The 15,437-nt window shown below is 40.7% G+C and carries 16 protein-coding genes; 13 read left to right on the top strand and 3 right to left on the bottom strand.

Annotated elements, in window-relative coordinates:
- Positions 1 to 14 precede the first annotated feature (14 nt).
- From F7732_RS07610 to F7732_RS07595, 4 genes are read left to right on the top strand one after another with little or no spacing between them, the layout of a single operon-like run.
- Entirely contained in the window at positions 15 to 584 is a 570-nt protein-coding gene (locus F7732_RS07610; RefSeq protein WP_151573305.1) for a nicotinate-nucleotide adenylyltransferase, read from the top strand.
- Positions 574 to 1,152, top strand: a complete 579-nt coding sequence (gene yqeK / locus F7732_RS07605) for a bis(5'-nucleosyl)-tetraphosphatase (symmetrical) YqeK (protein WP_151573304.1) — start codon at positions 574 to 576, stop codon at positions 1,150 to 1,152. Before F7732_RS07610 ends, yqeK begins: the two co-directional genes overlap by 11 nt.
- Positions 1,145 to 1,498 (top strand): ribosome silencing factor, encoded by a 354-nt coding sequence (rsfS, locus tag F7732_RS07600; RefSeq protein ID WP_151573303.1) that lies wholly within the window; start codon positions 1,145 to 1,147, stop codon positions 1,496 to 1,498. Before yqeK ends, rsfS begins: the two co-directional genes overlap by 8 nt.
- Positions 1,498 to 2,253, top strand: coding sequence for a class I SAM-dependent DNA methyltransferase (locus tag F7732_RS07595; protein ID WP_151573302.1), 756 nt, complete (start codon positions 1,498 to 1,500; stop codon positions 2,251 to 2,253). The genes rsfS and F7732_RS07595 overlap by 1 nt, the downstream gene beginning before the upstream one ends.
- Positions 2,254 to 2,330: 77 nt before the next feature.
- On the opposite strand, the gene comER is transcribed toward F7732_RS07595, so the two are convergent.
- Positions 2,331 to 3,152, bottom strand: coding sequence for a late competence protein ComER (gene comER, locus F7732_RS07590; protein WP_151573301.1), 822 nt, complete (start codon positions 3,150 to 3,152; stop codon positions 2,331 to 2,333).
- A gap of 88 nt (positions 3,153 to 3,240) precedes the next feature.
- Between comER and F7732_RS07585 the strand changes: the two genes are divergently transcribed.
- From F7732_RS07585 to F7732_RS07575, 3 genes are all read left to right on the top strand, one after another.
- Entirely contained in the window at positions 3,241 to 3,864 is a 624-nt protein-coding gene (locus F7732_RS07585; RefSeq protein WP_151573300.1) for a helix-hairpin-helix domain-containing protein, read from the top strand.
- A gap of 62 nt (positions 3,865 to 3,926) precedes the next feature.
- The gene (locus F7732_RS07580; RefSeq protein ID WP_151573299.1) at positions 3,927 to 4,487 is read left to right on the top strand and encodes a ComE operon protein 2; all 561 of its coding nucleotides are present in this window, start codon (positions 3,927 to 3,929) and stop codon (positions 4,485 to 4,487) included.
- 20 nt (positions 4,488 to 4,507) lie between these two features.
- Positions 4,508 to 6,829, top strand: coding sequence for a DNA internalization-related competence protein ComEC/Rec2 (locus F7732_RS07575; protein WP_151573298.1), 2,322 nt, complete (start codon positions 4,508 to 4,510; stop codon positions 6,827 to 6,829).
- 252 nt (positions 6,830 to 7,081) lie between these two features.
- Here the strand turns inward: F7732_RS07575 and F7732_RS07570 are convergent, their stop codons facing one another.
- On the bottom strand, positions 7,082 to 7,216 hold the full coding sequence (locus F7732_RS07570; protein ID WP_066443427.1) for a YqzM family protein: 135 nt from the start codon (positions 7,214 to 7,216) through the stop codon (positions 7,082 to 7,084).
- A 314-nt stretch (positions 7,217 to 7,530) separates the two neighbouring features.
- Between F7732_RS07570 and holA the strand changes: the two genes are divergently transcribed.
- Positions 7,531 to 8,550, top strand: coding sequence for a DNA polymerase III subunit delta (gene holA / locus F7732_RS07565; RefSeq protein WP_151573297.1), 1,020 nt, complete (start codon positions 7,531 to 7,533; stop codon positions 8,548 to 8,550).
- Between the two features lie 118 nt (positions 8,551 to 8,668).
- Here the strand turns inward: holA and rpsT are convergent, their stop codons facing one another.
- On the bottom strand, positions 8,669 to 8,932 hold the full coding sequence (gene rpsT / locus F7732_RS07560) for a 30S ribosomal protein S20 (protein ID WP_066443438.1): 264 nt from the start codon (positions 8,930 to 8,932) through the stop codon (positions 8,669 to 8,671).
- 330 nt (positions 8,933 to 9,262) lie between these two features.
- On the opposite strand from rpsT, the gene gpr reads away from it, so the two are divergent.
- From gpr to hemW, 5 genes are all read left to right on the top strand, one after another.
- On the top strand, positions 9,263 to 10,387 hold the full coding sequence (gene gpr, locus F7732_RS07555) for a GPR endopeptidase (protein ID WP_151573296.1): 1,125 nt from the start codon (positions 9,263 to 9,265) through the stop codon (positions 10,385 to 10,387).
- A gap of 96 nt (positions 10,388 to 10,483) precedes the next feature.
- Positions 10,484 to 11,671 carry a stage II sporulation protein P gene (gene spoIIP / locus F7732_RS07550; protein ID WP_151573295.1) on the top strand — a complete coding sequence of 396 codons (1,188 nt, stop codon included), beginning with the start codon at positions 10,484 to 10,486 and terminating at the stop codon, positions 11,669 to 11,671.
- Positions 11,672 to 11,695: 24 nt separating this feature from the next.
- On the top strand, positions 11,696 to 12,040 hold the full coding sequence (locus F7732_RS07545; protein ID WP_066443445.1) for a YqxA family protein: 345 nt from the start codon (positions 11,696 to 11,698) through the stop codon (positions 12,038 to 12,040).
- 252 nt (positions 12,041 to 12,292) lie between these two features.
- Positions 12,293 to 14,128 (top strand): translation elongation factor 4, encoded by a 1,836-nt coding sequence (gene lepA, locus F7732_RS07540; protein WP_151573294.1) that lies wholly within the window; start codon positions 12,293 to 12,295, stop codon positions 14,126 to 14,128.
- Between the two features lie 115 nt (positions 14,129 to 14,243).
- On the top strand, positions 14,244 to 15,377 hold the full coding sequence (gene hemW, locus F7732_RS07535) for a radical SAM family heme chaperone HemW (RefSeq protein ID WP_151573293.1): 1,134 nt from the start codon (positions 14,244 to 14,246) through the stop codon (positions 15,375 to 15,377).
- Positions 15,378 to 15,437 lie beyond the last annotated feature (60 nt).

Raw genomic sequence — 15,437 nt, 5'->3', positions numbered from 1 at the left:
GGGAGTGAAGACTTCTGAAAAAGGTAGGAATTCTAGGCGGAACCTTTGACCCTCCGCATCTTGGCCATTTTATTATTGCGAATGAGGTAAAAGAGGAACTTGAGCTTGATGAAATCTGGTTTATGCCAAACCAGGAGCCTCCGCATAAAGTCCGGTCAAATTCGGTGCCGGCTTCAGATCGGGTCAGGATGCTGGAGCTCGGCATTACTGGGCAGCCTGGTTTTAAAGTAGAAACGATTGAACTGGACAGGCAAGGTCCCTCATACACCTATGACACCATCAAGCTGCTGAATGAGTTATATGAACAATACAGCTTTTATTTTATCATCGGTGCGGACATGGTAGAATATTTGCCCAAGTGGCATAACATTAATGAGCTGATCACGATGGTGCGATTTATTGGTGTCAATCGTCCTGCTTATGAGCTTGAAAGCGACTATCCTATTACATATGCTAATGTGCCGGATGTGGCGATTTCATCCAGTTTGATTCGAGATCGTCTGCAAAAGGGCAGATCCATCGCTTTCTTAGTTCCTCATGAAATTAGGGATTATATAAAGGAGAAAAAGCTGTATGGATCGTGAAAAAGCGCTAAGTCTAGTAAAAGAGCAATTAACAGAGAAACGATATATTCATACCATTGGCGTAATGGAAACAGCGGTTGAACTTGCTAAAAGGTATGCAGCTGATGAAAAAAAAGCTGAGCTTGCAGCCATCTTCCATGATTATGCCAAGTTCAGGCCGAAACAAGAAATGAAAAACATCATCATCAAACAGCAAATGCCGGCAGATTTGCTTCTGCACCACTCAGAATTATGGCATGCTCCTGTAGGCGCTTACCTTGTGAAAGAGGAAGCGGGCATTACAGATGATGAGATACTGGATGCGATCCGCTATCATACATCAGGGCGAGAGCATATGACGCTTTTGGACAAAATCATCTATGTCGCCGATTATATTGAGCCTGGCCGCAAGTTCCCTGGTGTCGAGGAAGTCCGGTTGTCAGCACAAAAAAACTTAGATGAAGCACTAAAACAGGCGATGAGCAACACGATTATATTTTTAATAAAACAGGGACAGGCAGTATATCCGCAGACCCTAGAGGCTTATAATGGATTATTGTTAAATAGAAAGGACAGATTAAATGACTGAAAAAACATTATTAAATACAGCTGTAAAAGCAGCAGACGATAAAAGAGCAGAGGATATTATCGCATTAAATATGAAGGGGATTTCCTTAATTGCCGATTATTTTGTAATTTGCCATGGTAACTCTGATAAGCAAGTACAGGCAATTGCCCGCGAAATCAAAGAAAAAGCAGAAGAGCTTGGACATACAGTTAAGCGTATGGAAGGCTTTGATGAAGCGAGATGGATCCTCGTTGACTTAGGAGATGTTGTGGCACATGTCTTTCATAAGGATGAAAGAAATTATTACAATCTAGAACGCCTTTGGGGAGACGCACCATCTGAAAATGTACAAAGAGAGTTAAGCTAATGAGCTATGAGCAGTTCGCTTATCTTTACGATGAGCTGATGAAAGATGTCCCCTATGATAAGTGGGTTGAACTCATTGAGCAAAAGGCCTCTGAATACCATGTTCCAGGGAGAAAATTGCTGGATCTTGCCTGCGGGACAGGTGAGCTTTCTGTCCGCCTTGCAGGCAGCGGATATGACGTAACAGGAGTAGATCTTTCAGAAGATATGCTATCTGTTGCAAGAGGAAAGTCTGATGAACGAGGCCTTCCTATCCAGTATTTTCAACAAAATATGGCTGAGCTCGAAGGTCTTGGCCTCTTTGACATCATCGGCATTTTTTGCGATTCTCTCAACTATTTGCAAAATGAAGAAGACGTGAAGAGAACCTTTGAGGGTGTATTCACACACTTAAAAGATGATGGTCTGTTTATTGCTGATGTTCATTCCATTTATAAAATGAACCACATCTTTATGAACCAGACATTCGCTTTAAATGAAGAAGAAATCAGCTACATATGGGAAAGCTTTGAAGGCGAACATCCTCACAGTGTGGAGCATGAATTAACCTTTTTTGCACTTGATGACACAACAGGCAAATATGACCGCTATGATGAACTCCATTTTCAGCGCACCTATCCTGTTGAGCAATACCAAACATGGCTGAATAAGGCTGGCTTTGAAGTGCTGGACGTTTTAGCAGACTTCTCTGACACCCCGCCGCAGGATGATTCTGAGCGAATCTTTTTTGTTTGCAGGAAGCATATTAAGAAATAATGAAAAAGCAAGATCATGTGAAAAAATGATCTTGCTTTTTCATTTTTTAAAAGGATTTCGTCTCGTTATCCCGAATACTAGAAGGTATACTGCTTTTTCATGAGATCCAAATCATCCGCAAACTTCGCGTGTGTTGCCTTAAATACCTGCTCAAACACATCTCCTAGCTCACTTTCCAGTACCTTAATGCCTTCTCCTGTAATGCCGCCTTTCACACAAACCTTTTCCTGCAATGTCGGCAGCGTATAATACCCTTTTCTCAAAAGCTCACCCAAACCAATCAGCATCTCGCCAGCAAGCTTTGTAGCTGTTTCCTGATCGATCTCCGTTTCATTCACCGCTGCCGTAATAAAACGCTGTGTTAAATAACTATAAAAGGCTGGTCCGCAGCTGACAATATCAGATGCCACACGCGTAATATTTTCTTCAATTTCGACCGGCGCAGAGATTGAAGCGAATAGAGCTTTCAGGTTAACCTTCCACTTCTCATTGCACCGATCACCGTAGCTAAGCAGAGATACGCCGGCTAATGCGCGGTTTGTGATGCTCGGAATAGCTCTTGCTGCAGAGCATGGAACAATTGATTCCAGCTGCTTTATGCTGATCGGACTTGTGATAGATACAACACACTTATCATGTGTCAGCTGATTTTGTATACTGCTGATAACATGATATACATCATGTGGTTTTACGCAAATAAAGATCAAATCGGAGTGCTCTGCGACCGCTTTAGCATCGACTCCGACATTTAATCCAGAATAAACCTCTTGCAGCGGCAATGCTTTTGCTAATGTTCGATTCGTGATCATTAGATCCTCTGGTAAAACAGTTCCTCCATCTATAAATGCTTCCGTCAAAATTCTGCCCATATTTCCTGTGCCAATCACACCAATTTTCATGCTGCAACCCTCCTATGCATGCAAAACTTTCTCCTAAAAACATATGAAAAAATAAAACAATTATGCTAAAAGAAAGATGGTGAAAATTATGCTCCATTTTATAAAGGAAAAAAAGCTTTATTTCATGCTCATTTGCCTTGGGGCAGGCGGGCTGATTTTCTTTATCGGTTTTTCTGGCCAAGAAGGTGATGATTTAACACAGATGAATAAGGAAACGGCCTGGCAGCAGGAGGCGCTGCCGGTGACTGAAGAAGTCATTGAGGAACCGCTTGAGGAAGAAATTATTATCTTAGTGGATGTCAAAGGTTCTGTTCGAAATCCAGGTGTTTATGAAGCAGAAGATGGAGACAGGGTAGTGGACTTGATTGCTGATGCTGGAGGGCTTGAGAAAGGTGCAGATGAAAAGATAATTAATTTTGCACAGCGGGTGACAGATGAGATGGTTTTATATATTCCAAAGGAGGGTGAAGAGACAGCTGGGATTGAATTAAATATGTCGGCCAATTCCACTGATGATGAAACTGTCAATCTTAATACGGCAGACTCGGCAGAGCTTCAGACACTGCCGGGAATAGGGCCTGCTAAGGCAGAGGCGATTATTGACTATCGTGATACAAACGGACCGTTTGCAGAAAAGGAGGAGCTGAAAGAGATATCCGGCATTGGTGACAAAACCTATGAAAAACTGGCTGAACTGATCAAAGTCAATTGACCTGTCCTTTAAGCCGCTTTACACTAGAAAGAGAATGCGGGAGATAAAGGAGAGTCAAAAGAATGAATAGAATTTCATGGGATCAATATTTCATGGCGCAAAGCCATTTATTAGCACTTCGCAGCACGTGTACACGGCTGGCCGTGGGAGCAACCATTGTGCGTGATAAAAGAATTATTGCCGGCGGCTATAATGGCTCCATTGCCGGGGGAGAGCATTGTATTGATGAAGGCTGCTATGTGATTGACAATCATTGTGTCCGCACGATCCATGCTGAGATGAATGCGATTTTACAATGTGCAAAGTTTGGGGTGCCAACAAGTGACGCAGAAATTTATGTTACGCATTTTCCTTGCCTGCAATGCTGTAAAGCGATCATTCAGGCTGGCATTAAGACTGTTTATTATGCGGAAGATTATAAAAATCATCCTTATGGAATCGAGCTTTTTCAAAAAGCAGGTGTCGGGGTCATGAAGGTTGATAGTGAAGAATTGACAATAGATTTTAAACAAGCAGAAAAACGGGCTTTTGTTGATGAAATGCTTTCCTTAATTGAAAACAAAGAGGGACAAGCAGCTTCAGTTCAAAAGCTCCGCGAAGAGGCGGAAAAGCTTTTTTCATAAACAGGGTTTCGAGGTGAGAAATGAAAGGAAACGGCATTTATTTTGCTTTTGCTTCCTTACTTGGAATTACAGCCGCACTTGCCGATAGAATGGTTAGTTTTATTGGCTTGTGCCTGCTTGTAATCCTTTTAATGTCTTATAAAAAATGGCATGCTGGGTTGATCGCAATCCTTGTTGTTATTTCGGTCTTTATGTACTTTAGAAGCGAAATAGCAGAGCGCAATCAAGTGACTCAGTTTAGGGGAGATGAAACAGAATTCACCATAACATTTCAAGACAAAATAAAAGTAGACGGTGATTTACTTTCAGCAGAGGTGAAAACCAGCACTGGAGAATTGATGATGATGCGCTACGAAATATCATCTGAGATAGAGAAAGAAGTGCTCACTGATGAGGTGCGTCCCGGACTGAATTGCTCGGTTAGGGGTCAGCTTAAAGAGCCTTCATCAGTTACAAATCCGAACGGATTTGATTATCGTTTATATCTGCAGAGAAATCGTATATACTGGATCTTAGTAGTACCAGATTTTTCCCTCACTCAATGTTCCTCTAAAGTTTCATCTCCGATTACCTTTTTTCAAAAGCTTCGTTTTAATGGAATATCTTATCTCAATGATCATTTTCCTGACCAGTCTGCAGGTCTGGCGGCAGCTCTAATCTTTGGTGACAGGAATGGGATTGATCATGATGTAATTACCTCTTATGAGCGATTGGGGATTGTTCATTTATTGGCCATTTCCGGGCTCCATGTTGCCATGCTGGCTGGCATAATTTATTATCTTGGCTTAAGAATAGGAATTACGAGAGAAAGAATGACTCATTTCTTATTCATCATCTTGCCAATTTATGCTTTGCTGACAGGAGCCGCTCCTTCAGTAAATCGATCGGTTCTAATGCTGATGCTTGCTTTAGCGGTGAAAAAGTTCCATTTCCATCTTCCGACAAGTGATATCATATCAGCTGTTTTCATTGGATATGTACTCATCTCTCCATATGCCATATTTGATATAGGCCTGCAGCTCTCTTTTCTCATTACCCTCTCATTAATATTATCTGCACAGAACTTACCAAAAAAAGCTCAGAATTCAATGGTTCTGGCCCTGCAGACTTCTTTTATTTGCTTACTCTCTTCTCTTCCCATTATGTTTTATTATTTTTACGAAGTTTCCCTGATTTCTCTGTTTGTGAATATCATTTACATTCCGCTTTATTCATGGATCATGATGCCTGGATTAATGTTGTTGTATTTTGTTCATCTGGGAGCTGGAGAAAAGGCTGAGTTTCTTGTCACCATTTTTGATCTCTTTACACAATTAGTAAATGCGGTCAGTGACTGGCTGTCAGAGGTACCTTTTGCCGTGTTAACGTTAGGGATCCCTTCTAATCTTGTTCTTATTCTTTATGCAGCGGCGATCATATCTTTTTTTGCATTGTGGGAAAAGCGTTCTGGATCCAAGTCGTTTGTAAGAATTTTGCTGCTCCCGGCTTCTGTTGTTTTCATTCATTATGCTGTCAATTCTTTTTCACCGTATGGAGAAGTGACCATGATCGATGTTGGACAGGGAGACAGCATATTCATACAGCTGCCTTATGGCCAAGGAAACTATTTAATTGATACTGGTGGTTTGTTTCGTTTTCCAGAAGAAAAGTGGAGAGAAAGAAAGAAGCCTTTCGAGATAGGCAGAGATACGATTGTTCCTTTTCTAAAAAGTAAAGGAGTACGGACATTAGATAAGCTTATGATCACACATGGCGATGTTGACCATATTGGCGGCAGTGAAGCTATTCTGAACGAGATGGATGTGAAGGAAGTATTGATGGCGGCCGAAGCAGAACCATCTGAAGCGGAAAGGAAACTGGAAGCTGCTTCCATAAATAATGACATTGAAGTCCATAATGTACAAGCAGGTATTGGATGGAAAAGCGGGCAATCTTTCTTTCATATTATGTTACCGGGAGAGTCTCCGGAGAGCATGGAAGAAAATAATGGATCGATCGTGATGTATGCTGAGATTGGCGGCTTACGCTGGCTGTTTATGGGAGATGCCGAGGAGAGTGGTGAAAAGCTGCTAATAGATCACTATGGGAACCTTCGCGCAGATGTGCTGAAGGTGGGCCACCATGGAAGTAAAACATCCACTTCTATAGAATTGCTGCAAACTGTTCAGCCTCAGTACGCTTTGATTTCTGCCGGGAGAAATAACTTGTATGGCCATCCACATGGAGAAGTAATAGATAAACTGAATGAAGAAAAGACTTTTATTTTGCGCACAGATTTGCACGGGGCAATTACCTATAAATTTAAAGGAGGCCAAGGTACATTTTTTACCGTTATTCCATAGGATACAGTATCAGAAGAAAGAATGAAAAAGAGACTGTATTTTGATCATACAGTCTCAAGGCTGCTGGCGCTGGCAACCTGTTCAGCTTTCTGTCTTCATTCTTCAATCTCGCTTCCACTCTGTTTTTAGCATGGAAGAGGATTTGAAGAGCATCTTAAGCATGAACCATTTAGAATCTCCTAATCATAAAGGATGATTTGAAAGCGTTGGCATAAATAGTCCTAATATAGGAAGATTCACTTTATGTAGCGATTAAGATGCGATAAATTTAATGACTGTTGCAATGACAAACAACGTTGCAAAAAATCCGAATGATACGACGAAGCCGATACCAGAGTCAATTGCATCATTTCGTGTGCTTTGTACGTTTTTTTCAAATTCGTTCACAGTCTACCCCTCCTATTTCCTATCTAGTATAAGCGAAATACTCTAAAAAATCCATACTTCCTCACATGCTTTTCCTGTCCTTACAGCAGTTGTCACAAATAACGTACTCGTAAGCAGGAGAAAATAGAGTTACTGGTGCACCGCTGACGGCGAAGATTCCTAGGCCTTCTCTGTCGGCGTTCTATATAGATTGGGAATCGGCTCTATCCTCTATAGAGCTGATTCCCTATTGCTACTTGTCAAAACATGATGGCTTCTTTAGGATAGTAGTAGTGAATGCTTGAAGCAAAACCTATTGAACGGAGCGAATATTTGTGTTTGATATATGGAAACAAATAAAGGGGCAGCGTTTTGCACCAGTTTATTTAATTTATGGAACCGAGCCGTATCTGATAAATGAAACGAAGCAGCTGCTCATTGAACATAGTCTAAATGAGGACGAGCTCGACTTCAATTTAGCTTCTTACGACTTGGAAGAGACACCAATTGAAACAGCCTTAGAAGATGCCGAAACCCTGCCTTTTATGGGAGAGCGGCGCTTAATTCTCCTGCAGAATCCCGTTTTCCTAACTGCTGAAAAACCCAAGTCCAAAGTGGAGCACAATGTAGCAAAGCTTGAGGCTTATTTAAAAGAACCTTCACCGTATTCGATCGTTGTATTTTCAGGAGCCTACGAAAAATTAGATGAGCGAAAAAAAATCACGAAGCAATTAAAGAAAACAGCAGCCATTGTAGAGGCAAAAAAGCTCGGAGAAAATGAATTAAAAACTTGGATCCGTGAGCGTGCGGCACTGAATGGTGTTCAGATTGATGAAGAAGCTGTTGAATTAATGCTTGCACTTGCTGGCACCAATTTATTTATGCTGACAAGTGAGATTGATAAAATTTCTTTATATGCCGATGATGAAAAACGCATAGATCAAAAAATGGTAGAGAAGCTTGTTGCACGGTCATTGGAACAAAATATTTTTGCACTGGTAGATAAAATTGTACATAGAAAAATTGATGAGGCACTGCGGATTTTTTACGATCTGCTCAAACAAAATGAAGAGCCCATAAAAATTTTAGCGGTCATTACAGGGCAATTTAGACTCATATACCAGGTGAAGGAATTAGCCAGAAAAGGTTACGGACAAAATCAGATGGCAGGTCAGTTGAAAATACACCCATTCCGGGTGAAGCTTGCAGCCGGACAAGCGCAGCTTTTTGATGATCAGGAACTATCCGCAATCATGAGTCAGCTCGCTGATGCAGATTATCAGATGAAAACGGGCGGGATGAACAAAACCATGCTGATTGAAATGTTTTTATTTAAATTAAGTGCGTTGAAATAATTTAAAAAACTGTATTTTTTCTGTGAGCGGCAGAGGGAATGCGGTTTTTTTATTAGGGGGTGAAAATGAAGACAAAATAAAAAGGCTATCTTTAGCAGATAGCCATGATTCCATAAACTTAAGAGTTTACAGAGTTTAATTTCTTCATTAAACGAGATTGTTTACGGGCAGCAGCATTTTTGTGGATAAGTCCTTTAGCAGCTGCTTTATTTAGCTTGCTTGCAGCAGCAGCAAAGCTTTCTTGTGCGTTAGCTTCGTTATTAACGATCGCAGCTTCAGCTTTTTTCACAGCAGTACGCATTGCAGATTTAGCAGTTGCGTTAGCAGCGTTGCGAGCTTCGCTTGTTTTTACACGCTTGATAGCAGATTTAATGTTTGGCATTCCATTCACCTCCTGAAAAAGCATCGAGATGATCGCAGGTTAACGGCATTTTATGCTCACCAATTGGAAGCCATAGCCGAAAAAGCCTTTACTCTAACTCGATAGTCACATTCATTCACAATTCATTAAGAACAAGTGCTATTCTACCAAACCCCTGCACATAATGCAATACTCTGCAGCCAATTATCGTAAGTTGCCTGTTCTTATTTTGTTCATTCAAAAGGAAAAGGAACGGAAACTGCTATAATTGTGAATCTTTTCCTGCTGTTCAGGACATGATACATGATATATGGAATTTGGTTAACACTTTTTAGAATGCGAGGGATCAGTATGAATGAGAAACCGGATTTAAGCAATTTTTCACTAAGAACAGATTTGGCTGTAGAGGCGAGAGAAATGGTGCTTGCTGAAAGGCAAAATGGAATTCATCATGAGGAAGATCTCTCTCAAATTGAAGGCGTCATTATAAAAGAAAAAGAAGAAGACGAAATTAAGGTTTCTTTTGTGGAAGTTACAAAAAAAGGAGCCGAAGCGATTGGGAAAAAAGAAGGCAGGTATTTAACCATTGAAGCGTTAGGTATCCGCCAGCAGGACACTCCACTTCAGGAAAAGGTGGTCGGTGTGTTTGCAAAGGAATTCTCCCATTTTTTAAAAGAGCTTGGCATTACTGAAACGGCTTCTTGTTTGATCGTTGGTTTAGGAAACTGGAATGTGACGCCGGATGCACTGGGTCCTGAGGTTTGTGAAAATGTTCTCGTCACAAGGCATTTATATCAGCTGCAGCCCGAGAGCGTTCAAGACGGATACCGCCCTGTAAGTGCCATTGCTCCTGGGGTTATGGGGTTAACTGGGATTGAAACAAGTGACATTATCTTTGGAATCGTAGAAAAGACAAAACCTGATTTTGTGATTGCCATTGATGCACTTGCTGCACGATCAATTGAGCGTGTAAATGCGACCATTCAAATTTCCGATACGGGTATTCATCCCGGTTCTGGTGTAGGTAATAAACGCAAGGAAATCAGCGCCGAAACATTGGGAATTCCAGTTGTGGCAATTGGCGTGCCAACGGTGGTTGATGCCGTATCTATTACGAGTGACACCATTGATTTCATCCTAAAGCATTTTGGTAAAGAGCTGAGAGAAGGAGATCGGCCATCAAGAGCATTAGCTCCTGCAGGAATGAATTTTGGCGGCAGAAAAAAACTGACAGAGGAAGATCTGCCGGAAGAGGGCCAGCGTCAAACCTTTTTGGGCATTGTGGGGACATTAGAGGAAGAAGAAAAGAGAAAGCTGATTTATGAAGTGCTTTCTCCGATCGGCCATAACTTAATGGTCACACCAAAAGAAGTGGATATTTTTATTGAAGATATGGCAAACGTCATTGCCAACGGACTTAATGCAGCTCTTCATCAAAACATTAATGATGATAATAGCGGGATGTATACGAAGTAAGTTCTGCTGTACTCATAAAAAAATAAAACATATTCTAGTTCTATCTTTCCTAGCAAAGTCATAAGATTTACTAGACTTGCAAGGAGAGGTGGAACAATGAGACCCCAAAAATCCAACGGGATATTGATTACAGTTCAAGGATCAAATCTAGTAAAGTCAGCGGCAGCGTTTCTATTGTTTATATTTATGATTTTTTCGATAAGCGGTGCGATTACTTCTTTAAATCCAGACCTTAGGCCATCGTCAGAATCGGTGAATAAGGCAGCATCTTTTTTCTCTGCAGACCTTTTGTACAAAATCATTGGTACGGAAAACCGGGCTTTCGCAGCAACCATGGATTTAGAGGAAGGACCTAAATTGTCCAGCTTGCTTTTTCAGCTTTCCACCAATATTAATTTGGATGACCCGAGAAGTCTGCTGGGACGGGAGCTTCCCTCTTTTACCATCTTTGATACAGAAATTCTAGTAGCGGGGGAAGGAACCAATTATACGAACATGCCGATTGAATCTGCACCTCCACAGGATGTATTTGAAGGAAAAAGCGAACCGCCCCTGCAAAATGTGGATGAGCTAGACGAAGGGGAGCCAGGTGAAGATACAGCCCCTCCACCGCAATCTACGGATGGAAAAGAGGTTGTTTATGTTTATTTTACTCATAACACTGAATCGTTCCTTCCTTATTTAAAAGGTGTGACAGATCCTAATAAAGCCTTTCATTCGCAGATCAATGTGACAAAAATAGGAGACAAGCTGAAAGAAGAGCTTGAGGGCAAAGGAATCGGAACGACTATTGATAAAACAGATGTTCAATCAAGATTGGTGAAGAAAGGCTGGAGCTATGGACAGTCCTATCAGGAGTCACGGGAAGTTATTGCCTCTGCACTTGGCTCTAATAAAGATTTAACCTACTTGATTGATATACACAGAGATTCCAGGCGCAAGGAACAAACCACAAAGGTCATAAACGGTGAAAGCTACGCACAGCTGGCGTTTGTCATAGGCGGAAAACATCAAAACTATGAAAAGAATAATCAGCTTGCACAACAGCTTCACAAAGGTTTAGAAAGTAAATATCCTGGATTGAGCAGAGGAGTTTTACTGAAAGATAAATCAGGATCTAATGGCATTTACAATCAGGATCTTTCAGAAAATGCCATCCTCGTAGAATTTGGCGGTGTAGATAATACCTTTGAAGAATTAAATCGTTCAGCAGCAGCACTTGCAGATGTATTTAGTGAATTCTATTGGCAAGCAGAGGAAGTAAACGGATCAGCACAAAATTAAAAGTATTGATAAGGTGTGATAAGGATGAAGAGGTTTACATTAAAAGCTTTGTTTCTGGCAGCCCTCATGTTTGCCTCGGTTCTATTTGGAATGCAGCAGGCAAATGATGGAATCCAGCAGATGAGAGGCTTCGATGATCCTAATTATGAAGAGGCCATAACGATTCAGGAGGCAGAGAGCGGAGAGCTGCAGGCATCCATACTCGGCAACGAGGTTTCAAGCCATGATCTCCAGAAAAAAAGAGAGCAGCTTGAAGAGATGGAAGCTTATAATTTCTTTTCCTCACTTGGAAAGCAGTTCTCAGCAACCATACAAGCCTTAATGGAAGAAACCATTCAGCTTATTACATCTCTTATCAACGGTGAATAGCGGCTGCTTTTAGCAGCTGCTATTTTTTTGCAGTGAGATCCATGCTGAATCCCTGCGCTTAACATTGAATGTTCACATTTGTACTGCTATAATCAAAAATAGTATGCCATTATAAATATTATTTTTTGAGTAGACACTTTTTTGAAGGTTTGCTCTACTCTATTAAAAGTACAAAGTGAACTTAGATCACGTTTAGCTCCGAGCGCAGCAAAATAGGCGATGAGCTTTTCTAATAGGAGTGTGTAGGATTTAATGAACAGAGAAGAAAGACTTGAGAGACAATCGAGAATTCGTAATTTCTCGATAATTGCCCATATTGACCATGGGAAATCCACTTTAGCTGACCGTATTTTAGAAAAAACAAAAGCGTTAACAGCGCGTGAAATGAAGGATCAGCTTCTTGATTCAATGGATCTTGAAAGAGAACGCGGAATCACGATTAAATTGAATTCTGTTCAGCTGAAATATGCTGCAAATGACGGAGAAACATATACCTTTCACTTGATTGATACTCCGGGACATGTGGATTTTACATATGAAGTTTCCCGAAGTCTTGCTGCCTGTGAAGGAGCCATTTTAGTCGTAGATGCTGCTCAAGGCATTGAAGCGCAGACACTTGCGAACGTTTACTTAGCACTTGATAATGACTTGGAAATACTTCCGGTTATCAATAAAATTGATTTGCCAAGTGCTGATCCTGAGCGGGTTCGAAATGAAGTAGAAGAGGTCATTGGTCTTGATGCTTCTGAAGCTGTACTTGCATCTGCCAAAGCAGGTATTGGGATTGAAGAAATTTTAGAACAGATTGTAGAAAAGGTTCCTGCACCTACAGGTGACCCGGAAGCACCGTTAAAAGCACTTATTTTTGACTCTCTTTATGATGCTTATCGCGGTGTTGTAGCATATATTCGTGTTGTCGAAGGAACTGTTAAGGTCGGCGATAAAGTAAGGATGATGGCGACCGGCAAGGAATTTGAAGTAACAGAAGTTGGGGTATTTACGCCAAAATCAACACCACTGCAAGAGCTTTCTGTTGGAGATGTTGGTTTCTTAACAGCTGCTATTAAAAATGTTGGCGATACACGTGTAGGGGATACGATTACAAGTGCGAAGAACGGTGCAACAGAGCCGCTTCCTGGCTACCGTAAATTGAACCCAATGGTATATTGCGGATTATATCCAATCGACAGCGCGAAATTCAATGACCTGCGTGAAGCTTTAGAAAAGCTTGAGCTGAATGATTCTGCTCTTCAATTTGAGCCGGAAACTTCCCAAGCTCTAGGCTTTGGATTCCGCTGCGGATTCCTTGGACTTCTTCATATGGAGATCATCCAGGAAAGAATTGAACGTGAATTTAAAATTGATTTAATCACAACGGCACCAAGTGTTATCTATGATGTCATTATGACAGATGGGGAACAAATTAAAGTAGACAACCCTTCTAATATGCCTGACCCTCAAAAAATTGATCGGGTTGAAGAGCCATATGTAAAAGCAACAATGATGGCACCAAATGATTATGTAGGGGCAATCATGGAGCTTTGTCAGGAAAAACGCGGTATCTTCTTAGATATGCAATATATGGATGAAACAAGGGTTAGCATTGTATATGAAATTCCATTATCAGAGATTGTTTATGATTTCTTTGATCAATTGAAGTCCAATACAAAGGGCTATGCATCCTTTGACTATGAGCTGATTGGCTACAAACCTTCGAAGCTTGTTAAAATGGATATTTTATTGAATACTGAAAAAGTTGATGCCTTGAGCTTTATCGTTCACCGTGACTTTGCGTATGAGCGCGGGAAAGTAATTGTTGAAAAGCTGAAAGAATTAATCCCAAGACAGCAGTTTGAAGTGCCAATCCAAGCTGCGATCGGTCAAAAAATTGTGGCTCGTTCAACCATTAAAGCGATGAGAAAGAACGTACTTGCCAAATGTTATGGCGGAGATATTTCCCGTAAACGGAAGCTGTTAGAAAAGCAGAAGGAAGGGAAAAAGCGCATGAAGCAGGTCGGTTCTGTTGAAGTGCCGCAAGAAGCGTTTATGGCCGTTCTGAAAATGGATGACAATACGCCGAAAAAGTAATTTTATTGATAGAGTACATGCAAGTTAGGTATGCTTTGTAAAAAGCATACCTAACTTGTTTTTATCATACAGAAAAGATCTCCAACACTATTAAGAAATAAAGGTTGTGTAAAAAATGATTGGAGCAGCATATATTCATATCCCCTTTTGCGAGCATATCTGCCATTATTGCGATTTTAATAAAGTATTTTTAAAAGGCCAGCCTGTTGATGAGTACCTGCAATCACTTGGCAAAGAGATGGCGATTGCTACACAAGAATCTCCGCCGGATGTTCTAAATACCATATTTGTAGGCGGAGGAACACCAACAGCATTAAACGAAAAACAGCTGGAAGTACTCTGTGAAACCATTCATTGTTATCTTCCTTTTGATGAACATATCGAGTTTACGTTTGAAGCCAACCCAGGCGATTTATCAGAAGAAAAATTAAAGGTTCTTTATGATGCTGGCGTCAACAGACTCAGCTTTGGGGTTCAGACCTTTAATGATGAATTACTGGAGCGGATTGGACGGGTACACAGGAAAAAGGATGTATTCCGATCGATCGAAGCCGCTAAAAAAACAGGCTTTCAGAATATCAGTGTTGATTTAATTTATAGCTTGCCTGGTCAGACTGTTGCAGATTTTAAAGAAACCTTGGAAACATCTTTTACACTGGATATTGAGCATTATTCTGGGTACTCCTTAATCATTGAGCCGAAAACGGTCTTCTATAACTTAATGAGAAAAGGCAAATTGCCCCTTCCTGGAGAGGATATGGAGGCTGAAATGTATGAAGTGCTGATCGAACAAATGAACAAGCATGGCTATGAGCAATATGAAATCAGCAACTTTGCGAAAAAAGGGTATGAAAGTAAGCATAATTTAACGTATTGGAATAATGAACACTATTATGGTTTTGGTGCTGGTTCACATGGTTATGTGGATGGGAAAAGACGCTCAAACTTCGGACCGCTGAAAAAGTATATGGAGCCCCTTGAAGATGGCAAACTTCCTATTATAGAAGAGCATGAGCTGTCAAAGGTTGAAAAAATGGAAGAAGAAATGTTTTTAGGTCTAAGAAAAACGAAGGGTGTCTCAATCCGTCACTTTTCAGAGAAATTTGCAGAGAATCCATTGAGCTATTTTAAAGATGAAATAAATGAACTTGTAAATAAAGACTTGCTTATGGTCGAAGATGATGACATTAAACTGACGCATCAGGGCCGCTTTTTAGGAAATGAAGTATTTCAAAACTTCCTGAAATAATCTTAAGCATCTGTAAGTGAATTAGGCTTTTTTATTGACACTATCTCATGGATTTGTTAA

This window comes from Bacillus mesophilum (assembly GCF_008923265.1).
Taxonomy (GTDB): domain Bacteria; phylum Bacillota; class Bacilli; order Bacillales; family Cytobacillaceae; genus Cytobacillus; species Cytobacillus mesophilum.
The sequence above is the reverse complement of the archived record's forward strand: the minus strand, read 5'-3'. Positions and strand labels throughout refer to the sequence as shown.

Bases quoted from the DNA above. Each gene is read 5' to 3' on its own strand.
- yqeK (WP_151573304.1), top strand. From the start codon at position 574: ATGGATCGTGAAAAAGCGCTAAGTCTAGTAAAAGAGCAATTAACAGAG.
- rsfS (WP_151573303.1), top strand. From the start codon at position 1,145: ATGACTGAAAAAACATTATTAAATACAGCTGTAAAAGCAGCAGACGAT.
- F7732_RS07595 (WP_151573302.1), top strand. From the start codon at position 1,498: ATGAGCTATGAGCAGTTCGCTTATCTTTACGATGAGCTGATGAAAGAT.
- comER (WP_151573301.1), bottom strand. From the start codon at position 3,152: ATGAAAATTGGTGTGATTGGCACAGGAAATATGGGCAGAATTTTGACG.
- F7732_RS07585 (WP_151573300.1), top strand. From the start codon at position 3,241: ATGCTCCATTTTATAAAGGAAAAAAAGCTTTATTTCATGCTCATTTGC.
- F7732_RS07580 (WP_151573299.1), top strand. From the start codon at position 3,927: ATGAATAGAATTTCATGGGATCAATATTTCATGGCGCAAAGCCATTTA.
- F7732_RS07575 (WP_151573298.1), top strand. From the start codon at position 4,508: ATGAAAGGAAACGGCATTTATTTTGCTTTTGCTTCCTTACTTGGAATT.
- rpsT (WP_066443438.1), bottom strand. From the start codon at position 8,932: ATGCCAAACATTAAATCTGCTATCAAGCGTGTAAAAACAAGCGAAGCT.
- gpr (WP_151573296.1), top strand. From the start codon at position 9,263: ATGAATGAGAAACCGGATTTAAGCAATTTTTCACTAAGAACAGATTTG.
- spoIIP (WP_151573295.1), top strand. From the start codon at position 10,484: ATGAGACCCCAAAAATCCAACGGGATATTGATTACAGTTCAAGGATCA.
- F7732_RS07545 (WP_066443445.1), top strand. From the start codon at position 11,696: ATGAAGAGGTTTACATTAAAAGCTTTGTTTCTGGCAGCCCTCATGTTT.
- lepA (WP_151573294.1), top strand. From the start codon at position 12,293: ATGAACAGAGAAGAAAGACTTGAGAGACAATCGAGAATTCGTAATTTC.
- hemW (WP_151573293.1), top strand. From the start codon at position 14,244: ATGATTGGAGCAGCATATATTCATATCCCCTTTTGCGAGCATATCTGC.